18 protein-coding genes are annotated in these 19,294 nt (G+C 36.7%); 2 read left to right on the forward strand and 16 right to left on the reverse strand.

Features of this window, described 5'->3' with window-relative positions; genetic code table 11:
- Window positions 1-7: 7 nt before the first annotated feature.
- The 6 genes from ACIQVU_RS16605 to ACIQVU_RS16630 all read right to left on the reverse strand — a co-directional run bounded on the left by ACIQVU_RS16605 (window position 8) and on the right by ACIQVU_RS16630 (window position 7,194).
- Window positions 8-796, reverse strand: coding sequence for an MBL fold metallo-hydrolase (locus tag ACIQVU_RS16605; RefSeq protein ID WP_340808468.1), 789 nt, complete (start codon window positions 794-796; stop codon window positions 8-10).
- Window positions 796-1,620 (reverse strand): two-component system regulatory protein YycI, encoded by an 825-nt coding sequence (locus ACIQVU_RS16610; RefSeq protein WP_340808469.1) that lies wholly within the window; start codon window positions 1,618-1,620, stop codon window positions 796-798. The genes ACIQVU_RS16605 and ACIQVU_RS16610 overlap by 1 nt, the downstream gene beginning before the upstream one ends.
- Window positions 1,607-2,935, reverse strand: a complete 1,329-nt coding sequence (locus ACIQVU_RS16615; protein WP_402896399.1) for a YycH family regulatory protein — start codon at window positions 2,933-2,935, stop codon at window positions 1,607-1,609. The genes ACIQVU_RS16610 and ACIQVU_RS16615 overlap by 14 nt, the downstream gene beginning before the upstream one ends.
- Complete coding sequence (walK, locus tag ACIQVU_RS16620; protein WP_340808471.1) at window positions 2,932-4,797, reverse strand: cell wall metabolism sensor histidine kinase WalK; 1,866 nt, start codon at window positions 4,795-4,797, stop codon at window positions 2,932-2,934. The genes ACIQVU_RS16615 and walK overlap by 4 nt, the downstream gene beginning before the upstream one ends.
- Window positions 4,798-4,802: 5 nt before the next feature.
- On the reverse strand, window positions 4,803-5,516 hold the full coding sequence (gene yycF / locus ACIQVU_RS16625; RefSeq protein ID WP_340808472.1) for a response regulator YycF: 714 nt from the start codon (window positions 5,514-5,516) through the stop codon (window positions 4,803-4,805).
- Window positions 5,517-5,730: 214 nt separating this feature from the next.
- Window positions 5,731-7,194 (reverse strand): peptidoglycan DD-metalloendopeptidase family protein, encoded by a 1,464-nt coding sequence (locus ACIQVU_RS16630; RefSeq protein ID WP_340808473.1) that lies wholly within the window; start codon window positions 7,192-7,194, stop codon window positions 5,731-5,733.
- 425 nt (window positions 7,195-7,619) lie between these two features.
- Between ACIQVU_RS16630 and ACIQVU_RS16635 the strand changes: the two genes are divergently transcribed.
- Entirely contained in the window at window positions 7,620-8,483 is an 864-nt protein-coding gene (locus tag ACIQVU_RS16635; protein ID WP_340808652.1) for a YitT family protein, read from the forward strand.
- Between the two features lie 43 nt (window positions 8,484-8,526).
- On the opposite strand, the gene ACIQVU_RS16640 is transcribed toward ACIQVU_RS16635, so the two are convergent.
- The 8 genes from ACIQVU_RS16640 to rpsF form a co-directional block, all read right to left on the reverse strand.
- On the reverse strand, window positions 8,527-9,816 hold the full coding sequence (locus tag ACIQVU_RS16640; protein ID WP_402896402.1) for an adenylosuccinate synthase: 1,290 nt from the start codon (window positions 9,814-9,816) through the stop codon (window positions 8,527-8,529).
- 211 nt (window positions 9,817-10,027) lie between these two features.
- Window positions 10,028-11,389 (reverse strand): replicative DNA helicase, encoded by a 1,362-nt coding sequence (gene dnaB / locus ACIQVU_RS16645; protein WP_340808475.1) that lies wholly within the window; start codon window positions 11,387-11,389, stop codon window positions 10,028-10,030.
- A gap of 13 nt (window positions 11,390-11,402) precedes the next feature.
- The gene (gene rplI, locus ACIQVU_RS16650; RefSeq protein ID WP_340808476.1) at window positions 11,403-11,849 is read right to left on the reverse strand and encodes a 50S ribosomal protein L9; all 447 of its coding nucleotides are present in this window, start codon (window positions 11,847-11,849) and stop codon (window positions 11,403-11,405) included.
- Window positions 11,846-13,819: a DHH family phosphoesterase gene (locus ACIQVU_RS16655; RefSeq protein ID WP_402896404.1), complete on the reverse strand. Its 1,974-nt coding sequence runs from the start codon at window positions 13,817-13,819 to the stop codon at window positions 11,846-11,848. Before ACIQVU_RS16655 ends, rplI begins: the two co-directional genes overlap by 4 nt.
- A gap of 13 nt (window positions 13,820-13,832) precedes the next feature.
- Window positions 13,833-14,774: a YybS family protein gene (locus ACIQVU_RS16660; protein ID WP_402896406.1), complete on the reverse strand. Its 942-nt coding sequence runs from the start codon at window positions 14,772-14,774 to the stop codon at window positions 13,833-13,835.
- A gap of 192 nt (window positions 14,775-14,966) precedes the next feature.
- A complete protein-coding gene (gene rpsR / locus ACIQVU_RS16665; RefSeq protein ID WP_012296211.1) occupies window positions 14,967-15,203 on the reverse strand; it encodes a 30S ribosomal protein S18 in 237 nt (78 codons plus the stop codon).
- A gap of 40 nt (window positions 15,204-15,243) precedes the next feature.
- A complete protein-coding gene (gene ssb / locus ACIQVU_RS16670) occupies window positions 15,244-15,813 on the reverse strand; it encodes a single-stranded DNA-binding protein (RefSeq protein WP_402896408.1) in 570 nt (189 codons plus the stop codon).
- 44 nt (window positions 15,814-15,857) lie between these two features.
- Complete coding sequence (gene rpsF, locus ACIQVU_RS16675) at window positions 15,858-16,145, reverse strand: 30S ribosomal protein S6 (RefSeq protein WP_340808480.1); 288 nt, start codon at window positions 16,143-16,145, stop codon at window positions 15,858-15,860.
- Window positions 16,146-16,311: 166 nt separating this feature from the next.
- Here rpsF and ACIQVU_RS16680 point away from each other — a divergent pair, with 166 nt between their 5' ends.
- Entirely contained in the window at window positions 16,312-16,860 is a 549-nt protein-coding gene (locus tag ACIQVU_RS16680; RefSeq protein ID WP_340808481.1) for a DUF3267 domain-containing protein, read from the forward strand.
- A 52-nt stretch (window positions 16,861-16,912) separates the two neighbouring features.
- Here the strand turns inward: ACIQVU_RS16680 and ACIQVU_RS16685 are convergent, their stop codons facing one another.
- Together ACIQVU_RS16685 and ychF are read right to left on the reverse strand one after the other, a co-directional pair.
- Window positions 16,913-17,953, reverse strand: a complete 1,041-nt coding sequence (locus ACIQVU_RS16685) for an acyl-CoA dehydrogenase family protein (RefSeq protein ID WP_340808482.1) — start codon at window positions 17,951-17,953, stop codon at window positions 16,913-16,915.
- A 182-nt stretch (window positions 17,954-18,135) separates the two neighbouring features.
- On the reverse strand, window positions 18,136-19,236 hold the full coding sequence (ychF, locus tag ACIQVU_RS16690) for a redox-regulated ATPase YchF (RefSeq protein ID WP_340808483.1): 1,101 nt from the start codon (window positions 19,234-19,236) through the stop codon (window positions 18,136-18,138).
- Between the last annotated feature and the right edge of the window lie 58 nt (window positions 19,237-19,294).

Raw genomic sequence — 19,294 nt, forward strand, 5'->3', positions numbered from 1 at the left:
CTGATGCTTAAACCGTGACTAATTTTGTTGGTTCTTCTGCATCTGTATCAAAAAGATGAATATACTCACCTACAATTATGCCACAAGATTGCAAGGTTTGGGAAACACTCATGCGTGCAAGCTCCTTCATATTATTATCCTTACTTAAGTGGGAAAGATAAATATTTGTAGGCTTCTCAAATACAACCTCACTCATTGCAATGGCTGCATCCTCATTCGATACATGTCCTACATCGCTTAAAATGCGGCGTTTAATAGACCATGGATAGCGTCCCATTTGTAGCATGTTGATATCATGATTGCTTTCAAAAACAAAGGAGTCTGCACCACGGATAATCCCCTTCATACGGTCACTAACATAACCTGTATCCGTGATAATAACAAGCTTGCGATTATTTTCATGGAAAGTATAGAACATAGGGTCGGCTGCATCGTGTGATACGGCAAAGGATTCCACAGCTAATGAACCAAAGTGCTTAACAGTATCCATTTCAAATTCAAAGCGCTGTTCTATAGGAATATCCCCTACAAGCCCATCCATAGCCTGCCATGTCTTGGCATTTGCATAAATAGGAACATTATATTTGCGTGCCAATACACCAATACCTTTAATATGATCGCTATGCTCATGTGTAACAAAAATACCGCTAAGCTGCTTCATATTACGGTCGATTTTTGTAAAAAGCTGTTCCATCTTTTTCCCACTAAGACCAGCATCAACGATAAAGGCATGATCATCATTTTCTACATAAATCGAATTGCCTGTACTGCCACTTGCTAAAACACTAAATCGCATTATTCAACTCCCCAGTCGTTGTCTTCTTCAATCTCTTGATTGTCCCCATTAATTTCGATAACTTTCCCTTCAACTGCATTGACAAAATACTCCTCTATTGTGTCATCTGCTAGCTTGACCTGTACTTCCCATGTGGGCACCAATACTTGTGTACGTGTTAATTTCACAAGTGTTGAGTAACCCAACTTCATTTGCGTAATTTGTGACTCTGACTTTAATGTTCCCTTGGCATACAACGTTTGAATAATTTGCAGTGGTGGAATGACACTTTCCTGCTGCTCCATTTCCTCAATATTATCAATCATTGTTTGCTCATACATTATAACTTCATTGTTTGGATTCCATTTTATCTTTAATGATCCATTATAATAAAACATTCGATTATTTGTTTTTTGGAAAAAAATTGCGGTTCGTTCCTCATGATCTATTTTCCATAAGGCATAGGATGCCCCTTCATTTATATTAGCAAGAGCAAAATCTGTAAAGCTCGTATTATCACTTACATTTCGTAGCTTCACAGGCTTTATGAAAATGGCATGAACTTTTGTATTATCATCCAGAATTTCGATTTGTTGATTTGTATCGCTAAATTCAGCTTCTGTGAATTTATGTACTTGCGCTGAAATATAAGAAGCCGATTCGATATTATTTGGTAATGTGCCATACGTAATATTATCATCCTTTAATCGTGCTTCTATTGTTCTTTCACCAGGTACTTCAATGTCTTTCGCTTCATTATAGCGATTTAAGTAAAGCAAATAGAGGGAGATATTTAAAATTAAAAACACAAGGATAAAAATAGATTTTGTTTTACTCCAATCCATTTTTGACACCTCCTAATACTTCAGGCGTCAGCTTTATCCATGTCCCTTTACGAATAACAAACCAACACGGCTCAAATGTAAATATATTTAATTCTTGGTTTTGTGTAATTAAATTATAGCCTCGCACAATTTCATCAATATCCGATAACACAATACTGTTCGAATCTTTAATAAGCTCTATAACTTCTGTACCAGATGGTAGCTCTATAATTTCCTTTTCAAATGGAATATCCATATCTAAAGAAAAGTATGGACGCTTATAGTGGAAGATTCGGCCGTCCCCCCAAATTGTTGTCATTCTTGTAATCACATGGTTACTATAAACCGGTAAGCCCTGCAAATAAAATTGATAATCGATTTGATTTTTATTGGCTCCAGCTGACACATATCGAAAGTCAGCAGTAAATCCTCCGTGCTCATTAATAAATTCAAAACTATCCTTTATTAATTTGGATGGTTCGACTCTTATACTACTTTCAGCAGCAGGATACACATAATTCAACGATTTCAAGTTTGTATCCAATGTCATTAATGACATCCCATCTGTATACTTTTCAGAGGTTGCACTTTCAACATTTCGTTGCACAATATTGGCATCGGGAAATAGCACATTTTTAAATAGCTCTGGCGTAATATCTTCAATATAGTACGTATATTTGACAGATTCATTTTTAGTATCAGCAAGATAAAGTGATGTATAACTACCTCGCTCTATTTCTTTAAATGCCTCAAATTTTTTAGCAGGCTCAATAATCTCTTGCATAAATTGATTCATATTTGGAATGCTGACATGCGAACGAAATAACGATTGATTATTATTACTAATATAATAAAGTGTTAGCTCTTTATTATCATAATTACTCCAATCAATAATCATACGATTAAAAGTAGTTTCAGGTAAGGTCTTATCTGTAAATTGAAAAATTGTATTAAAGGCTGAGAATGGTACCTCACCTGTAAAAAATATCGTCATACGCTTATCTGCACGGATAATTTCATTGACATAATTTGATGAAAGACTATTGTTAATAGGCACTAAATCAAAAACATTCCAGCCTTTAAATGTTTGCATAATCTCTTTCATCGTCGTGTTAGATACAGTACCTGTAAATTTCTCATCAAAGCGATAAACTGCCTTATATGGACGAATAATATCCTCCATATCCTTTTGAGGTTTAATTAAAATTTCTTTCCCCTCATTTTTTTCAATATATTTATAGTCAGGTGTATAGGTCCAAATTAAAAAGGTTAATACAACGCTTAGCATAACAAGTAGAAATAACACAACAGATTTAACTGGCTCTATATATCTCATTCCCACTCACCTGCCTCACTAAATTCATCTGCATCATATGGTAATGTGAAGAAAATTGTTGTCCCTTGACCTTCCTCACTTTCAGCCCAAATTTTACCGCCATGTGCCTCAATCATTTCCCGCGCAATAGCCAAGCCTAAGCCTGTCCCTCCCATGGAACGGGCACGAGCACGGTCAACACGATAGAAACGATCAAAAATCCGACCTACATTTTCCTTTGGAATCCCCATACCATCATCTGAAATCATAACCTTCAATGTATCTCCTTGTCCTGTAAAACCAAAGCGAATATTGCCACCGTCAGGCGAATACTTAATAGCATTTGAAATAATATTATCAATAACCTGTGTCACCTTATCTGTATCAATATCTACATAAAATGGTGTTTCAGGGAATAGACGTTCAAAATGCACTTTATCGGTTTTAGACATCTCAAAACGATCAATAATGCGATTAAAGAAGGAATTAAATAAGACAATATCCTTATTTAATTCATAATCTGCACTATCCATTCGTGATAATTGCAATAAATCATTAACTAAGCGAATCATACGCTCTGTTTCTGTTTGTGTAACATGTAAAAAAGTAGGTGCGATATTTTCATCTTTCCATGCACCATCTGCCAATGCCTCTAAATAACTACGCATTGTTGTTAATGGTGTTCTTAGCTCATGCGAAACATTCGATACAAATTCGCGACGATCCATTTCTATCTTTTCCTGCTCTGTAATATCATGCAGCACTGTAATAAGACCATTAATAAACCCTGTTTCCTTTTGAATAACAGAGAAATTGGCACGTAAAATATAAGGTGCATCTGCTGTACTAAAATTTAGGTTAACAGCATCATGCATATGGATTAAATCTTCAAAACTATATTCCTGATCAATCCCTAAAACAGAAGCAATGGGACGACCTAATGTAATATCTCTTGAAATATGCAATAATTCCAATGCAGGGTCATTAATTAAAATAATGCGCCCCTTACGATCTGTTGCAATAACGCCATCTGTCATATTAGTCAAAACCGAATCTAGCTTACGTCGCTCAGCCTCTGTTGTAGATTGAGCCTCCTGTAAACGATTTGTTAAATGGTTAAAGGTAATTGCGAGCTGTCCTATTTCATCTGTGCCGTATACTCGTACCTTTCGAGAGTAGTTCCCCTTCGCCATCGCCTGTGCTTGCTTTCGCATATCAGCAATTGGCTGTGTAATTGTACGTGCAACTAAAATACCTAAAAAGACCGTAATTACTAAGGACATAGCTGTACCAGCAAGGAAGATACGATTAATATCATTCATTTGTTCAAAAACCGATTCAATATTCGCCTCAATATAAAGAACACCAATAATTTCATCATCAGGTCCTGCACCAGCTCGAATCGGGTTTGCTAATACCCATACTCGATTCCTTGTTTGATTATCCAATTTAATAATATCAAAGAGTGCTTCTGCTGATATTGCCCGACGTACAAGGTCTGTGTTAGAGCGTTGCCCAATCAAATTTTGATTTTCAGGCTCAGATGTCGCCAATATACGTTGTCTTTCATCAATAACACGAATTTCTAAAATATCGCCATTTGAAACATCCCTTAGCCCTGTAGAAAACTCTGTCACAATGGACTTTAGACTTTCCTCCAGCCTAGGCATGCTTTCATCGCGTTCCTTTAAAATTTCTTCGCGAATACTATATTCCATCAAATCAACACGCTGAAAAATGGAATCTTGGAAGTTGCTCTTTAAATTTTGTTCCAATTGGCGAGCGAAATAGATACCGATAATTTGTAAAGCAAGCAATATTAATAAAATATAAATCAGCACTAATTTAACATGAATGGATTTAAAGAAGCTTACTTTTTGCATGCATTTTACTCCTGTTCAGGATTTCGTAAATAATAACCTACACCACGTCGTGTCACAATCCAAGCTGGATGACTAGGATTATCCTCAATTTTTTCTCGTAAACGGCGAATTGTCACATCAACCGTTCGAACATCACCAAAATAGTCATAGCCCCATACTGTTTGCAATAGATGCTCACGCGTCATTACTTGACCAATATGTTTTCCTAAATAATGTAATAACTCAAACTCTCGATGTGTTAGTTCAATGGCTTCATCACGCTTCATCACCAAATAAGCATCTGGCTGAATAACAAGAGAGCCTACTACAATCTCATTGGATTCTTCCTCTGCTTCCTCTGCTGCAGGAGCCACTACTTGTAAACGACGCATATTTGCCTTTACACGTGCAATTAGCTCACGCGTACTAAAGGGCTTTGTAACATAGTCATCAGCACCCATTTCTAAGCCTAATACTTTATCAATCTCAGAGCCTTTTGCTGTTAACATAATAATAGGGAAGTCGTATTTTTTGCGCACCTCTCTACAAACTTCCATTCCATCACGCTTTGGCAGCATAATATCTAACAGCATTAAATCAGGCTGCTCCTCCTCAACCATCTTTAGTGCCTCATCACCATCATAAGCACAAATTACTTTATAACCTTCTTTTATTAAATTAAATTGCAAAATATCTGCAATTGGTTTCTCATCATCAACAACTAATATTGTTTTATTCATACATTCTCTCCCTTTCGTTTTCTATCTATATTCAATAAGCTGTATTTGTAAATTCACTACCCTTAACTCTATCATGCTTTTAAGTTCTGTGCATTAATCGAAGTGCTATCTCTCTAATACTGTGACATTATAAGCTATATTTCAACAAATATTTCTCGGGAAATAATAGAAAAAGGACAGTCCATTATTTCGGACTGCCCTCTATTCAATATACTTATCGACCTACATAGGATAAAGGATTTTCTAATGAACCATTCTTTTCAATTTCAAAGTGTAAATGTGTACCTGTTGAATAGCCAGTAGAACCCATAATACCAATTACTGAGCCTTTTTCCACTACTTGTCCTACCGAAACATTGATTGAAGATAGATGTCCATAAAGTGTTGTATAGCCATTATTATGATTAATGACAATGCGATTACCATAGCTACCAGATACACCAGCTGCCACAACTACGCCATTATCAGCTGCTAAAATATTGTAGTTGCTTGGACGAGCGATATCAATTCCACGGTGGAATTCTCCCCAGCGCTCACCCATACCACTTGAAACATAGCCTCCAACTGCTGGCCATACAAATTCACCTGTTCCGCGTGAAGAAATGACTTTTGTTCCCACTACTTCAATTTGATCAACTGGCTCTTGAATCACTTTTTCTTCCAATACTGCTTTGGATGTTTGTGTACCATTTTCAGATGTTAATGCATAGATTGTTTCCTTTTTGCCATTAGCACCCTCTTGCTTCACTACTTTTTCACCTTTATACATTGCAGGGTCTTCTTCTACTACTGTTTTAAATGGAATGACATCTGCTACCTTTTTTGCCTTTTTAACCTCAAGTGTTACAAATGGTTTTGCGACTGTTACATTTAATGTTTGTCCAATTTGTAAAACCGTATCAACTGTAAGATCAGGATTTAATGCTAATAGTTCAGCTGTTGTTAAATTATGCTTTTTGGCAACTGATCCTAATACATCACCTGCTTGAATTTGGTAGGATTCTTGCTCAAGATAGCCTGTCATTAAATATTTAACTGCCTGCTCAGGTGTTACAATTTTGGATGGTGCTACCTTTTCTGATAGCCCTGAAACGCCTTGCTTAAAAGAAACATTTAGCAAGCTTGACTCATTAGGTTGTAATTCTGGTACATTATTAGCAGATTGCTGATTTTGCTGTAATTTATCTAATTCTTGCTGCGAAGCATATTGTAGCTTTAGCATGCGAACCACTTTTTCATATGCCTCTGTATCCTTTAAAGAAACTACTGGCTTATGATCTACTAATAATGTAAAAGCGTCAGATTTAACTTCTAAAGACTGCTCAAGCTTTGATAAGGTTTCTGTATCTTTTGTTTCATTTGTAAATACTTGCTCTGGAATTATTTTAACAGCTGAGCTTGCATCAATCGATAATTCTTCAAATTTTTGACTTGCCTCTTGTTCTTTAGATGCAATCATTTGTTGAACAGCTGTTTCATCAGATACAGCACCAATATATTCTTTTCCCACATAAACATGGAAGATTTTATTTAAATTTTCTTTAGCAGGCTCTTTTACAAACCCCATATTAAACGTTAAGCTTGTCATTAGCATTGTAATGATCGACACTTTTTTAAAAGAAGAAAAATTGTCAGTGAATCTATTGCTTTCTTCTTTTTTATGCCAAAACGAATTCATCAATAAAGCCCCTTCCAATTTCACCTTGAGATAGGATGATTTACCCACAAGGAATTTTTGCACCCTTATAATGTACCATAAAGAAAATACTGTTTAAATGATTTCATTCTTTTGTAATATAAATGTATTATTTATTGATGAATTGTTACATAGCAATTTATTACCATAATAGGAGGTGTATTAAAAGTACCTATTGGGCTTTATAAGATACCTTTCCATTAATAAATAGTTGTTACTTCATCATAAAAGTGTTATTTGTCGAAAAAAAACTAAGCCCTTAGTACACTAATCTATTATTTTTTTCACATGAATTTTGCCTTAATACTTCCACTTTTCTAATATTTCGATAAAATATAGAAGAAAGATACTATTGGATTGGAGCGATTAAATTGAGTGATTCACAAACCTCTGGGCATACAACAAAAATGTTGAAGCATCAGAAAAATAACATGCAGAGAATTTTTGCAAGAATTATTATGGTATCACTAGGTGCAATCATTATGGCATTAGGGCTGGAGCTATTTTTAGTACCTAATCAAATTATGGATGGTGGCATCGTGGGTGTTTCGATTATTACAGCACATCTACTAAATTTACCCCTCGGTATTTTCATCTTCATTTTAAACTTACCTTTTATTTATTTAGGCTATAAACAAATTGGTAAAACCTTCGCACTTTCTACAGGACTTGGTATTACCGTACTCTCGGCAGCAACACTTGCTTTACATAGCTTGCATCCATTTACTAAAGATACTCTATTGGCAACAGTTTTTGGAGGTATGATTTTAGGAATTGGTGTTGGTATTGTTATTCGTTATGGCGGTTCATTGGATGGAACTGAAATATTAGCCATTTTATTTAATAGCAAGACACCATTTTCAGTTGGAGAAATTATTATGTTCTTCAATATTGCTATTTTTACTGTTGCTGGATTTATTTTTACTTGGGAGCAAGCGATGTACTCCATTCTCGCATATTATATTGCCTATAAAATGATTGATATTGTTATTCAAGGACTGGAAGAATCAAAATCTGTTTATATTATCAGTGATGAGATTGATGAAATTGGACAAACTATTATGGATCGACTTGGACGTGGTGTCACTTTCCTGCATGGTGAAGGTGCTTATACGGGGAATGATAAAAAGGTTATTTTTACTGTTATTACTCGTTTAGAAGAATCGAAGCTAAAATCAATTGTTGCAGAGATTGACGATAATGCCTTTTTAGCAATTGGTAATATTGCAGAGGTAAAGGGCGGTCGCTTTAAGAAAAAGGATATTCATTAAAAAATGGGTGTACCTTGTATGGCACACCCATTTTTCTATCTCATTATGCTTCCCAAACGTCTACTAATACATTTGTTTGCTCACGAGCAGGTCCAACTGAGAAAGTAGCAATTTGAATACCTGTTAATTCACTAACACGCTCTACATAGCGACGTGCATTTTCAGGCAGCTCTTCTAAAGTTCGGCAGCCTGTAACATCCTCTGACCAGCCTGGAAACTCCTCATAAATCGGCTCACATTGTTCAATAATATGAAGATTTGCTGGATATTCTGTAATCGTTTCGCCTTTATAGTTATAGGCTGTGCAAATTTTAACAGTGTCTAAGCCAGATAAAACATCAATAGAGTTAAGTGCAAGATGTGTAATACCACTAACACGGCGTGAATGGCGAACAACTACTGTATCAAACCACCCTACACGGCGTGGACGGCCTGTTGTTGTACCATATTCTCGACCAACTTCACGAATTTGCTGACCCACTTCATCAAATAATTCTGTTGGGAATGGACCATCACCTACACGAGATGTATAGGCTTTGGATACACCAATAACGTTTGTTACTCGTGATGGACCAACGCCAGCACCAATTGCTACACCACCTGCAACAGGGTTTGAGGATGTAACAAATGGATACGTGCCTTGGTCGACATCAAGTAAAACACCTTGTGCTCCTTCAAATAATACTTTACCGCCCTCATCAAGAATATCATTTAAAATTTTAGATGTATCTGTCACATATTTTGCAATTTCTTGCCCATAGCCGTAGTATTCCTCGAACATTTCCTCGAATGTCATACCTTCAACTTCATAGAATTTCTCAAATAATTTATTTTTAATCGCTAAATTATGACGTAGTTTTTCTTCAAAAATTTCCTTATCAAGTAAATCAGCCATACGGATACCGATACGTGCTACTTTGTCTTGATAGCAAGGCCCAATCCCTTTACAAGTTGTACCGATTTTATTTTCCCCACGACTTTCTTCATCCGCAATATCCTGCTTAATATGGTAAGGCAAAATAACATGTGCACGATTAGAAATACGTAGATTATCTGTGTTAATACCACGCTCTTGTAAGCCTTTAAGCTCCGTAACTAATGATTTTGGATTCACAACTAAACCATTACCGATTACTGAAGTTTTATCTTTATAGAAAATACCTGATGGAATTAAGTGTAATTTATATGTTTCACCGTCAAATTTAATAGTATGCCCTGCATTATCTCCGCCTGCAAAACGCGCAATTGCATCTGCTTTTTGTGATAGGAAATCTGTAATTTTACCTTTTCCTTCATCTCCCCATTGCGTTCCTACAACTACAACTGATGTCATAATCAGCACCTCCGTTAGATACCTGTGTATCTCAATTTTCAAGCCTAAATCATTGTAACAATGATAGAAACACCTCGTCAATAAAAAACAGTTAAAAACACGAACATAAAATCAAAATTTCTGATTCAACGTTCGTGTTTAATAACCATGTGATATAAATATTATCGAGCATTTAGATTAATGGGAAATAATAGAATTCACACATAATACATTAATCACGAGGTGGTGGTGGCGGCATTTGCGACCAGTCCACATTGATGAATTTATTGAATTCCTTTTTAAATGCAAGGGTAACAGTGCCTGTTGGGCCATTACGTTGTTTTGCAATAATAATTTCAATCATATTTTTATTCTCGGATTCTTTATCATAGTAGTCATCACGATATAAAAAGGCAACAATATCAGCATCTTGCTCAATACTTCCTGATTCACGTAAATCACTCATCATTGGCCGTTTATCCTGACGTTGCTCAACGCCACGGGATAGCTGTGATAATGCAATAACAGGAACCTTTAATTCACGTGCTAAGCCTTTTAATGAACGTGAAATCTCAGATACCTCTTGCTGACGGTTTTCCCCTGGCTTACCACTACCTTGAATAAGCTGTAAATAATCGATTAAAATCATACCAAGCCCATGCTCCTGTGCTAAACGTCGACATTTGGCACGAATTTCATTGATACGTACACCTGGTGTATCATCAATAAAAATCCCTGAATTCGATAAACTACCCATTGCCATTGTTAGTTTACCCCAATCTTCTGTAGTTAAAGCACCTGTACGTAAAACTTGGGCATCAATATTTCCTTCTGCACAAAGCATACGCATAACAAGCTGCTCAGCTCCCATCTCTAAAGAAAAGATTGCCACATTTTCACGTGCTTGTACGGCAACACTTTGCGCCACATTCAAGGCAAAGGCTGTTTTCCCTACAGATGGACGCGCTGCTACAATAATTAAGTCATTGCGTTGAAAGCCAGCAGTAATATTATCTAAATCACGGAAGCCTGTTGGTATACCTGTTACTTCTCCCTTCTGTGATTGAAGCTGTTCAATATTATCAAAGGTTTCCACAAGTACATCTTTCACATGCTTAAAGTCGCCCGCATTTTTGCGATTGGCAACCTCCATCATTTTCTTTTCTGCTTCACCTAGTAATGCCTCTACCTCGTCCTCACGTGTGTAGCCATCCTCCACAATTTTAGTAGCTACACGAATTAAGCGACGTAATAGTGCCTTTTCTTCAACGATTTTGGCATAATGGGCAACGTTTGCAGCTGTAGGGACAGCATTGGCGAGCTCTAATAAATAAGATAGCCCGCCAACATCCTCAAGTTCCTTTTTAGCTGATAATTCTTCCGTAACTGTTACAACATCTATCGCCTTTCCTTGGTCGCTCAAGCGTAGCATCGTTTCGAAAATCATTTTATGTGCATTGATATAAAAATCATCTGCTAATAAAATTTCAGATGCTGTAATAAGTGCTTGAGGCTCAAGGAAAATAGCACCGATAACCGATTGCTCCGCCTCGCGGTTATGCGGTGGAACGCGGTCTATCATCGGTTCGCTCATGCATCGTCGCTCCTTATTCTTCTGTTACATGTACTTTTAATGTAGCTGTCACTTCTTGGTGTAGTTTAACAGGAACATTTGTAAAGCCTAGTGCACGAATTCCATCATTTAAAGTCATTTTACGTTTATCAATTTTAATGCCATGTACCTTTTGTAAAGCTTCTGCAATTTGCTTTGTAGATACGGAGCCAAATAAGCGTCCACCTTCACCTGATTTTGCCTTTAGCTCTACTGTTAAAGCTTCTATTTTTGCTTTTAATGCTTGAGCTTCTGCTAATTCAGCCGCCGCATTTTTTTCCGCTAATTTTTTTTGCCCTTCTAATTGGCTTAATGCTTGAGCATTCGCCTCTGCTGCATAGCCATTTTTTATTAAAAAGTTTTGTGCATAGCCATCAGCTACATTTTTAATTTCACCTTTTTTGCCTTTACCTTTAACATCCTTTAAAAATACTACTTTCATTCGTCATAACTCCCTTCAAAGACCTCATTTATAGCTTCTTCTAAATATTTTTTCACACTATCTATGGATTTTTCATCTATTTGGCATGCTGCATTTGTTAAATGTCCACCACCGCCAAGCCTTTCCATAATAAGCTGTACATTTACCTCACCCAATGATCGTGCACTTATGCCAATTTTGCCGTCTGCTCGATGTGCAATCACAAAGGAGGCGCCAACATCCTTCATTGTCAATAGAATATCTGCTGTTTGTGCAATTAGGACTGAATCATATATTTTTGATTCCTCACCTACAGCCACAGCTATTCCCGGTTTTATAAACTGAACAGTTTGCACAATTTTTGAGCGCTCAATATAAGTATCTATATCCTCTTTTAAAAGCCTCTGTACAAGCACGGTATCTGCACCATTTGTACGTAAATATGACGCTGCCTCAAATGTACGTGCGCCTGTACGCAGTGTAAAACTTTTTGTATCAACAATAATCCCTGCTAGCAATGCAGTAGCCTCTAGCATATTAATTTTTGCACGCTTCGGCTGATATTCCAGCAACTCAGTTACAAGCTCAGCCGTAGACGAAGCATATGGCTCCATGTAAACAAGTGTTGGATTTTCAATAAAGTCCTCACTACGGCGATGGTGGTCAATCACAACAACCTTTTCAGCTATTTTCAATAAATGTGCATCAATCACTAAGTCAGGCTTATGTGTATCAACAATAACAAGCAATGACTTTTCGGTCATTTTCCCTGCTGCTTCCTCTGGTGTTAGGAAATGCTCATAGAAATCTGACTTACGCTCAATTTCATCCATTAAACGTGTAACGCTGCCATTTAACTCATCGAAATTAATAATAACATAGCCTTTTACATCGTTCATTTGTGCCATTTTACGTACACCTACAGATGCGCCAATAGAGTCCATATCAGGATTTTTATGTCCCATAATAAACACTTGGTCACTATCCTGAATTAAATCACGTAATGCATGTGAAATAACGCGCGCTCTTACACGTGTACGTTTCTCAACTGGATTTGTTTTCCCACCATAAAATTTAAGCTTACCTGTTGGTTGCTTGATTGCTACTTGGTCGCCCCCGCGCCCTAATACAAGGTCTAGGCTGGACTGTGCCAATTCACCAAGCTCCACCAATGAGGAGGAACCTACACCAACACCTATACTAAGTGTTAAAGATAAATTCTTTTGCGCTGTTTTTTCTCGAATCGTATCTAAAATAGCAAATTTTTTCTTTTCTAATTCTGTTAAAATAGATTCGTTTAATACAGCTAAAAAACGATCGGATGATATTCGTTTGACAAATACACCATGCTCTGCAGCCCATTCATTCACAATTGATGTAACCAATGTATTCGTTAGGCTACGTAGCTGATCATCCATCGCTTGTGTAATTTCATCATAGTTATCAACAAATAGAATAGCAATAACTGTACGGTCTGCATAATATTGCTTTTCTATAGCAACTTGCTCTGTTATATCGAAGAAATACAGTAATCGCTCTTCTCTTTTATAGTACACTCGATATTTACGATCATGTAATGTAATTGTTGCTTCATTTTTTTCTTCAGTTTTCATTAATACATAAATGTCGTCCGATATATCAACAATGCCTTCTCCTACTAATGTTTCCTTCTTTAAAACACCTTGCATATACGGATTCGACCATTCAATTTCATATTGCTCATTCACGAGCAATATTCCGATTGGCATTTCGAGCAATGCCTCTTCTCCGACTTTTTTCATACGGAAAGAAATGGATTCAATATGCTTTTCCGTTTCTAGAAAAACAATTTGCTCCACCTTCCATGCATAGGCCATTAACAGCGTAAAGCCTACCCCATAACCGATACCTATCCCAAAATTCCATATACATAGAAGTGCGAACGTCACAATGCCAAAAATGGAAAGAATAAAAAGCGGATAGCGAACTGGTCGTTTTCTAAAAGTCCCCATTACAATCATCCCCTTATTCTTTAGTCTTCCCCTTTACAAGTGAACGTACGTCAAAGCCTAAGTCAATAATACCTAATAAGATAATAAAGGAGGATAGCGGAATAACTAATAAGGTAGCCACCCATTTAACCCCATTCGGCATGCCCTTTTTAGCAATAAAGTAATGGATAAAAGATATCCCCTGTAAAATAAGCAACATCCATAAAACATAAGAAACGTTTAAGACAATAATATCTAGTGTAGAGCCAGCCTCTGGGCGCATAAATAAATTAATACATAAAATAATCATGTAATACCATAAAATAGAGCGTGGTAATCGCATATTTTGAAATGGAGCAAATTTTGGAACGTCTACACCAAGTCGTTTTAAAGCTGGTAAATTTAACGTTATAATAAGAAACGCCACAAAAAATGCTGAAATTGTAATTGTTGCTGGCATTGTTAATTCAATTGTATTAAACATGGCTTCTAATTGTTCAGGTGTAATAGCTACTTGACCTGTAACATTTTTAGCAAATTCATTCGATTGCTCGTAATTTTCACGAACCATCTCTAAGCTCATGCTAATAAAATCAATACCGGCAATTTTGACATATGCCATATAAATAATTGCCATAGAAATTAAATTAGCGATTCCTGTTGATAAAAATAAATAAAGCTTACTTTTCTTTTGATAAATTGCGCTCCCCATTACAATACCTACTAGCCCTAACATAAAGGCAAATGGCAACATCGTAATGCCACTTGTAATCGTTGTTAAAATACAGCCTACTACTGCTACAAGTATTGATGCGGAACGCTTGTAATTTGCGCTATACCAAGCAATTGGTAGTGGAGCAAACAATAAAGCTACTATAAAGATAAATGGTACATATGCAGAAATAAGCATTAAAATTGTAAAAATTGCAACCATCATTGAGCCTTGTACAAGCGCTTTTGTTTGATTATTCGGCATTGAAAACCTTCCTTTTTTCAGTCAAACTTACTACCCTTTATTGTACCATTTTTTATAGCATTGAACAAAACACACTTAGCTTATGAAAAGTAGCTTAAATAATAATAAAAAAACCAGCATACTCCGATAAAAATATCGTCATATGCTGGTATTTAAAGTTGATGTAAGGTCATTACCTTAGCGTCATCAATCTTATTTATCTTCTGCTACGAATGGAAGTAATCCCATGATACGAGATACTTTAATAGCTGAAGTTAATTTACGTTGGTACTTAGCGCTAGTGCCAGTTACGCGACGTGGTAAAATTTTACCGCGCTCAGAGATGAATTTTTTTAATAAATCCACATCTTTATAGTCGATATGCGTAATGTTATTAGCAGTGAAGTAGCAAACTTTACGGCGTTTGCGGCCTCCGCGACGTGGTGCCATAGTGTGTCTCCTCCTTATCTTTTTTTATGATTTAGAAGTATTAGAATGGAAGATCATCCTCAGATACTTCGATTGGCCCTTTGCTATTCGCAAATGGATCCTCATCTACACGTGTATAATTTTGCTGATTCATTGGTGGTTGATTTTGTTGATACGTATCGCCGCCATAAGAACCTTGTCCTGGCATAGCACCACCAAATTGTTGTTGTGGTTGACCACCACCGTATGGTGATTGGTTATTACCGTAAGTTTGTCCAGCACCGTATTGAGGAGCAGGCGCACCACCACTATTGCGGGGTTCTAAAAACTGTACGCTATCCGCTACAACATCTGTTGTGTATACTCGTTTACCGTCCTGTCCTTCATAGCTGCCTGTTTGGATACGACCTTCAACTCCAATCAAACTTCCTTTTCGCATAAAGTTTGCTAGGTTTTCAGCCTGTTTTCGCCATGCAACACAACTAATGAAATCAGCTTCACGCTCACCCTGTTGGTTTGAGAATGTACGATTGACAGCAACTGTAAATCTTGTAGACGCAATTCCATTTGGTGTATAACGTAGCTCAGGGTCTTTTGTTAGTCTTCCAACTAATACGACACGGTTTATCATCAGAATACAACCTCCTTTTCAGCGTTTTGTTAAAAAATAAATAATTAAGCTTCTTCACGAACTGCAATGTGGCGAATGATGTCTTCGCTGATGTTAGCAAGACGTGTATACTCGTTAATTGCTTCTGAAGGAGCGTTTACTTTTACGATTTGGTAGTAACCTTCGCGGAAGTCTTGAATTTCATAAGCTAGGCGACGTTTGCCCCACTCTTTCGCTTCGATGACTTCTGCACCGTTAGAAGTTAAGATTTCGTTGAAACGTTCAACTAAAGCTTTCTTCGCTTCGTCTTCAATGTTTGGACGTACGATGTACATTAATTCATATTTTCTCATCTGTTTACACCTCCTTATGGACTTAGGCTCTCCTATTAATAAGGGAGCAAGGAGCAAGTAATTAATTATTACTCACATCAATGAATTGTAACATATAGATAGTAGTCTTTCAAGTCGCAAAGTAATAATTCATTTTATATAATGGATAGAAGAAAGGAGAGCATTTATGCTACCAGACAGAGAACCGATTATTATTGAAGTCAATTTAAAAAAATTAATGATGGATAATATTGTGGTAACAGTTGGGCTTGTACTATTATTTACAGCTATTCAATACATTTGCTTGAAGGATTTTTATTTTTCTATTTGGGCGATGATTGGTGGTATAGCATTATTCGCTATTTTATATATTGTTTTTATTGTTCTGCATGAAGCGTTTCATTTAATCGGCTTTATGATTTTTGGGAAGGTGCCTTATAAATCTTTAAACTATGGTATAAATTTAAAGCTTGGTATTGCCTATGCAACAACTAATCAGCCGCTCCCTAATCATGCTATGAAAAAGGCTTTATTATTACCATTTTGGACAACTGGTGTCCTACCAACTATCATTGGGTTTTATTGTAACAGCACCGTTTTAATATTGGTTGGCGCCTTTTTAATAGCAGGAGCTGTAGGTGATTTTGCTATGTATAAAGAATTACGTAAATATCCGAAAGATGCGCTTATACAGGATGACCCACATTTGCCAAAGCTATATGTATATCTTCCTTAGCCAAAAATAGGCTGTTAGAAAAGCAGTTCTTCCCTTAACAGCCTATTTTTCCTTACGGTGTTAAAAATCCATGCTGTGCTGCTGTATATAAATTGCGCCAAATGCGATTAATCGTAGCTGTTTCGGTAATAGCGTCCATTCCTAAGCTACGTACTAAATTATTTGCGATCTCCACACAAGCTGCAGCAATCTTCTTAGTCATTTGTGTAAACTGCAATAGTTCTTCCTCTGTTAATTGACTACCTTGCTGATGCTTTTGCCAGTATGTCGATAGCATTGTATAGAACTGCTCTTCATATTGTTTAAAATGCTTCTGCTGCTGTATCACTAAAAATTGTAATGCACCAATACGTTCAATTCGGCTAGCATCATGCTGTCGTTGCTTTATTAAATGAAGTGATTCCTCTAAGAAATTTTCTGTTATACCTAAGCAAACACTTAAAAAAGATGCCTCTGCAAAAGTAGCAAATGGAAAACTATGTACTAAATTACCATAATTATTTTTAATCGTTCCTAATTGGAAGGTTGCCTCATGTGGCACCCATATATGGTTAACACGAATTGTATGGCTTGCTGTAGCCTTTAGCCCCATTGCACGCCAATCATTTAAAACCTCAACATGCTGACGATCCATTGAACAGCTAATAATATTCTCTGTTTTCACACCATCCTGCTCGACAACGCAATTCATTGTAAAGGTTGTGGCATAATCAGCACCACTGCAATATTTCCACTGTCCTGTTACATAGTAGCCGTTATCTGCTTTAACAGCGATACCCGTTGGATAACCACTACCTGCTATTACAGCATTTTTAGGTGTATAGATGTTTTCACAAATATCTTTGTTGAATGCTGGAATAAATGCATTGCCGCCTGTACCAATTGTAATAAGCCAGCCAAAATTACCGTCAAGCGCAGACATTTGCTGAAATATCTTGATACCCTCTAGTAAGTCTAAATCTTTACCGCCTAACTCTTTTGCTGTAAATATTTTAAACAATTGCTGCTCATAAATAAAATCTAATACATCCTGTGGTAGCTTTCCTAGCTGCTCAAATTCTAATCCACGTTCCTTTATTTGCACTGCATCCATTCCTTAACCGCCTCCACACTATACTATAAATAAAAATCCGCATAGCTACTGTAGGAAGAGTACGAAAGCTAGTAGATAACATATATCACTAATATACCTCGTGTCTTACCTGCAGAAAGCAACGCGAATTTTTATAATGCTTAAATTTAAAATAATAGGCTTTTTAAGTTGTTTTATACCGTTTATACATTAAAGCGGAATAGCATAATATCGCCATCTTGAACTTCGTAATCTTTCCCTTCAAGACGTACTTTCCCTGCCTCTTTTGCTGCTGCCTGAGAGCCTGCCTCTAACAAATCATCAAATGAAACTGTTTCAGCGCGAATAAAGCCACGCTCGAAGTCTGTATGAATAATCCCCGCACATTGTGGTGCCTTCATTCCTTTACGGAACGTCCATGCACGCACCTCCTGCACCCCTGCTGTGAAGTATGTGGCTAAGCCTAATAAATCATAAGATGTACGAATTAATTGATCTAAACCTGATTCTTTAATACCTAGTTCCTCTAAGAACATCGCTTTTTCTTCATCGTCAAGCTCAGAAATCTCTTCTTCGATTTTTGCACAAATTGTAATCACTTGGGCACCTTCAGCAGTTGCATATTCACGCACCTGTTGAACATACTCATTGCTATCAGCATCTGCTACCTCATCCTCAGAAACATTTGCTACATATAGCATTGGTTTAATTGTTAGTAAATGAAGACCTTTAATAACCTTTAGTTCATCTTCTGATAATTCGGCAGCACGTGCTGGACGACCATTTTCTAATTGCTCTTTAATTTTTAGCAACACTGGCTCTTCAGCCATCGCTTCTTTATCTTTTTGCTTTGCCATTTTGCTAACACGTTGTAAGCGTTTATCTACGGATTCTAAGTCTGCAAGTGCAAGCTCTAAATTAATAACCTCAATATCATCAATTGGATTCACTGCACCTGATACGTGTGTAATATTTTCATCTTCAAAGCAACGTACAACCTGACAAATTGCATCTACTTCACGAATATGGGCTAGAAATTTATTGCCTAATCCTTCACCTTGAGAAGCACCTTTTACGATTCCTGCGATATCTGTAAATTCAAATGCAGTTGGTACAGTTTTTTTCGGTACAACTAATTCTGTTAATTTATCTAAGCGTGCATCTGGTACTTCAACAATGCCAACATTTGGATCAATCGTTGCGAATGGGTAATTTGCAGCCAATGCGCCCGCTTTTGTAATTGCGTTAAATAATGTTGATTTTCCAACGTTAGGTAAACCAACGATTCCAGCTGTTAATGCCATGAATGGACACAACCTTTCTACTAATCGGTTTCAATTTTCTCTTCTATAACCTTATCTA

It is taken from the genome of Lysinibacillus sp. NPDC098008 (genome assembly GCF_044760715.1).
GTDB lineage: Bacteria > Bacillota > Bacilli > Bacillales_A > Planococcaceae > Lysinibacillus.

Coding starts and splice junctions, on each gene's coding strand:
- ACIQVU_RS16605 (WP_340808468.1), bottom strand. CDS start 796: ATGCGATTTAGTGTTTTAGCAAGTGGCAGTACAGGCAATTCGATTTAT.
- ACIQVU_RS16610 (WP_340808469.1), bottom strand. CDS start 1,620: ATGGATTGGAGTAAAACAAAATCTATTTTTATCCTTGTGTTTTTAATT.
- walK (WP_340808471.1), bottom strand. CDS start 4,797: ATGCAAAAAGTAAGCTTCTTTAAATCCATTCATGTTAAATTAGTGCTG.
- ACIQVU_RS16680 (WP_340808481.1), top strand. CDS start 16,312: ATGCTACCAGACAGAGAACCGATTATTATTGAAGTCAATTTAAAAAAA.
- rpsF (WP_340808480.1), bottom strand. CDS start 16,145: ATGAGAAAATATGAATTAATGTACATCGTACGTCCAAACATTGAAGAC.
- yycF (WP_340808472.1), bottom strand. CDS start 5,516: ATGAATAAAACAATATTAGTTGTTGATGATGAGAAACCAATTGCAGAT.
- ACIQVU_RS16615 (WP_402896399.1), bottom strand. CDS start 2,935: ATGAGATATATAGAGCCAGTTAAATCTGTTGTGTTATTTCTACTTGTT.
- ACIQVU_RS16635 (WP_340808652.1), top strand. CDS start 7,620: ATGTTGAAGCATCAGAAAAATAACATGCAGAGAATTTTTGCAAGAATT.
- ssb (WP_402896408.1), bottom strand. CDS start 15,813: ATGATAAACCGTGTCGTATTAGTTGGAAGACTAACAAAAGACCCTGAG.
- ACIQVU_RS16630 (WP_340808473.1), bottom strand. CDS start 7,194: ATGAATTCGTTTTGGCATAAAAAAGAAGAAAGCAATAGATTCACTGAC.
- ACIQVU_RS16655 (WP_402896404.1), bottom strand. CDS start 13,819: ATGGGGACTTTTAGAAAACGACCAGTTCGCTATCCGCTTTTTATTCTT.
- ACIQVU_RS16640 (WP_402896402.1), bottom strand. CDS start 9,816: ATGACATCAGTTGTAGTTGTAGGAACGCAATGGGGAGATGAAGGAAAA.
- rplI (WP_340808476.1), bottom strand. CDS start 11,849: ATGAAAGTAGTATTTTTAAAGGATGTTAAAGGTAAAGGCAAAAAAGGT.
- ychF (WP_340808483.1), bottom strand. CDS start 19,236: ATGGCATTAACAGCTGGAATCGTTGGTTTACCTAACGTTGGAAAATCA.
- ACIQVU_RS16660 (WP_402896406.1), bottom strand. CDS start 14,774: ATGCCGAATAATCAAACAAAAGCGCTTGTACAAGGCTCAATGATGGTT.
- rpsR (WP_012296211.1), bottom strand. CDS start 15,203: ATGGCACCACGTCGCGGAGGCCGCAAACGCCGTAAAGTTTGCTACTTC.
- dnaB (WP_340808475.1), bottom strand. CDS start 11,389: ATGAGCGAACCGATGATAGACCGCGTTCCACCGCATAACCGCGAGGCG.
- ACIQVU_RS16685 (WP_340808482.1), bottom strand. CDS start 17,953: ATGGATGCAGTGCAAATAAAGGAACGTGGATTAGAATTTGAGCAGCTA.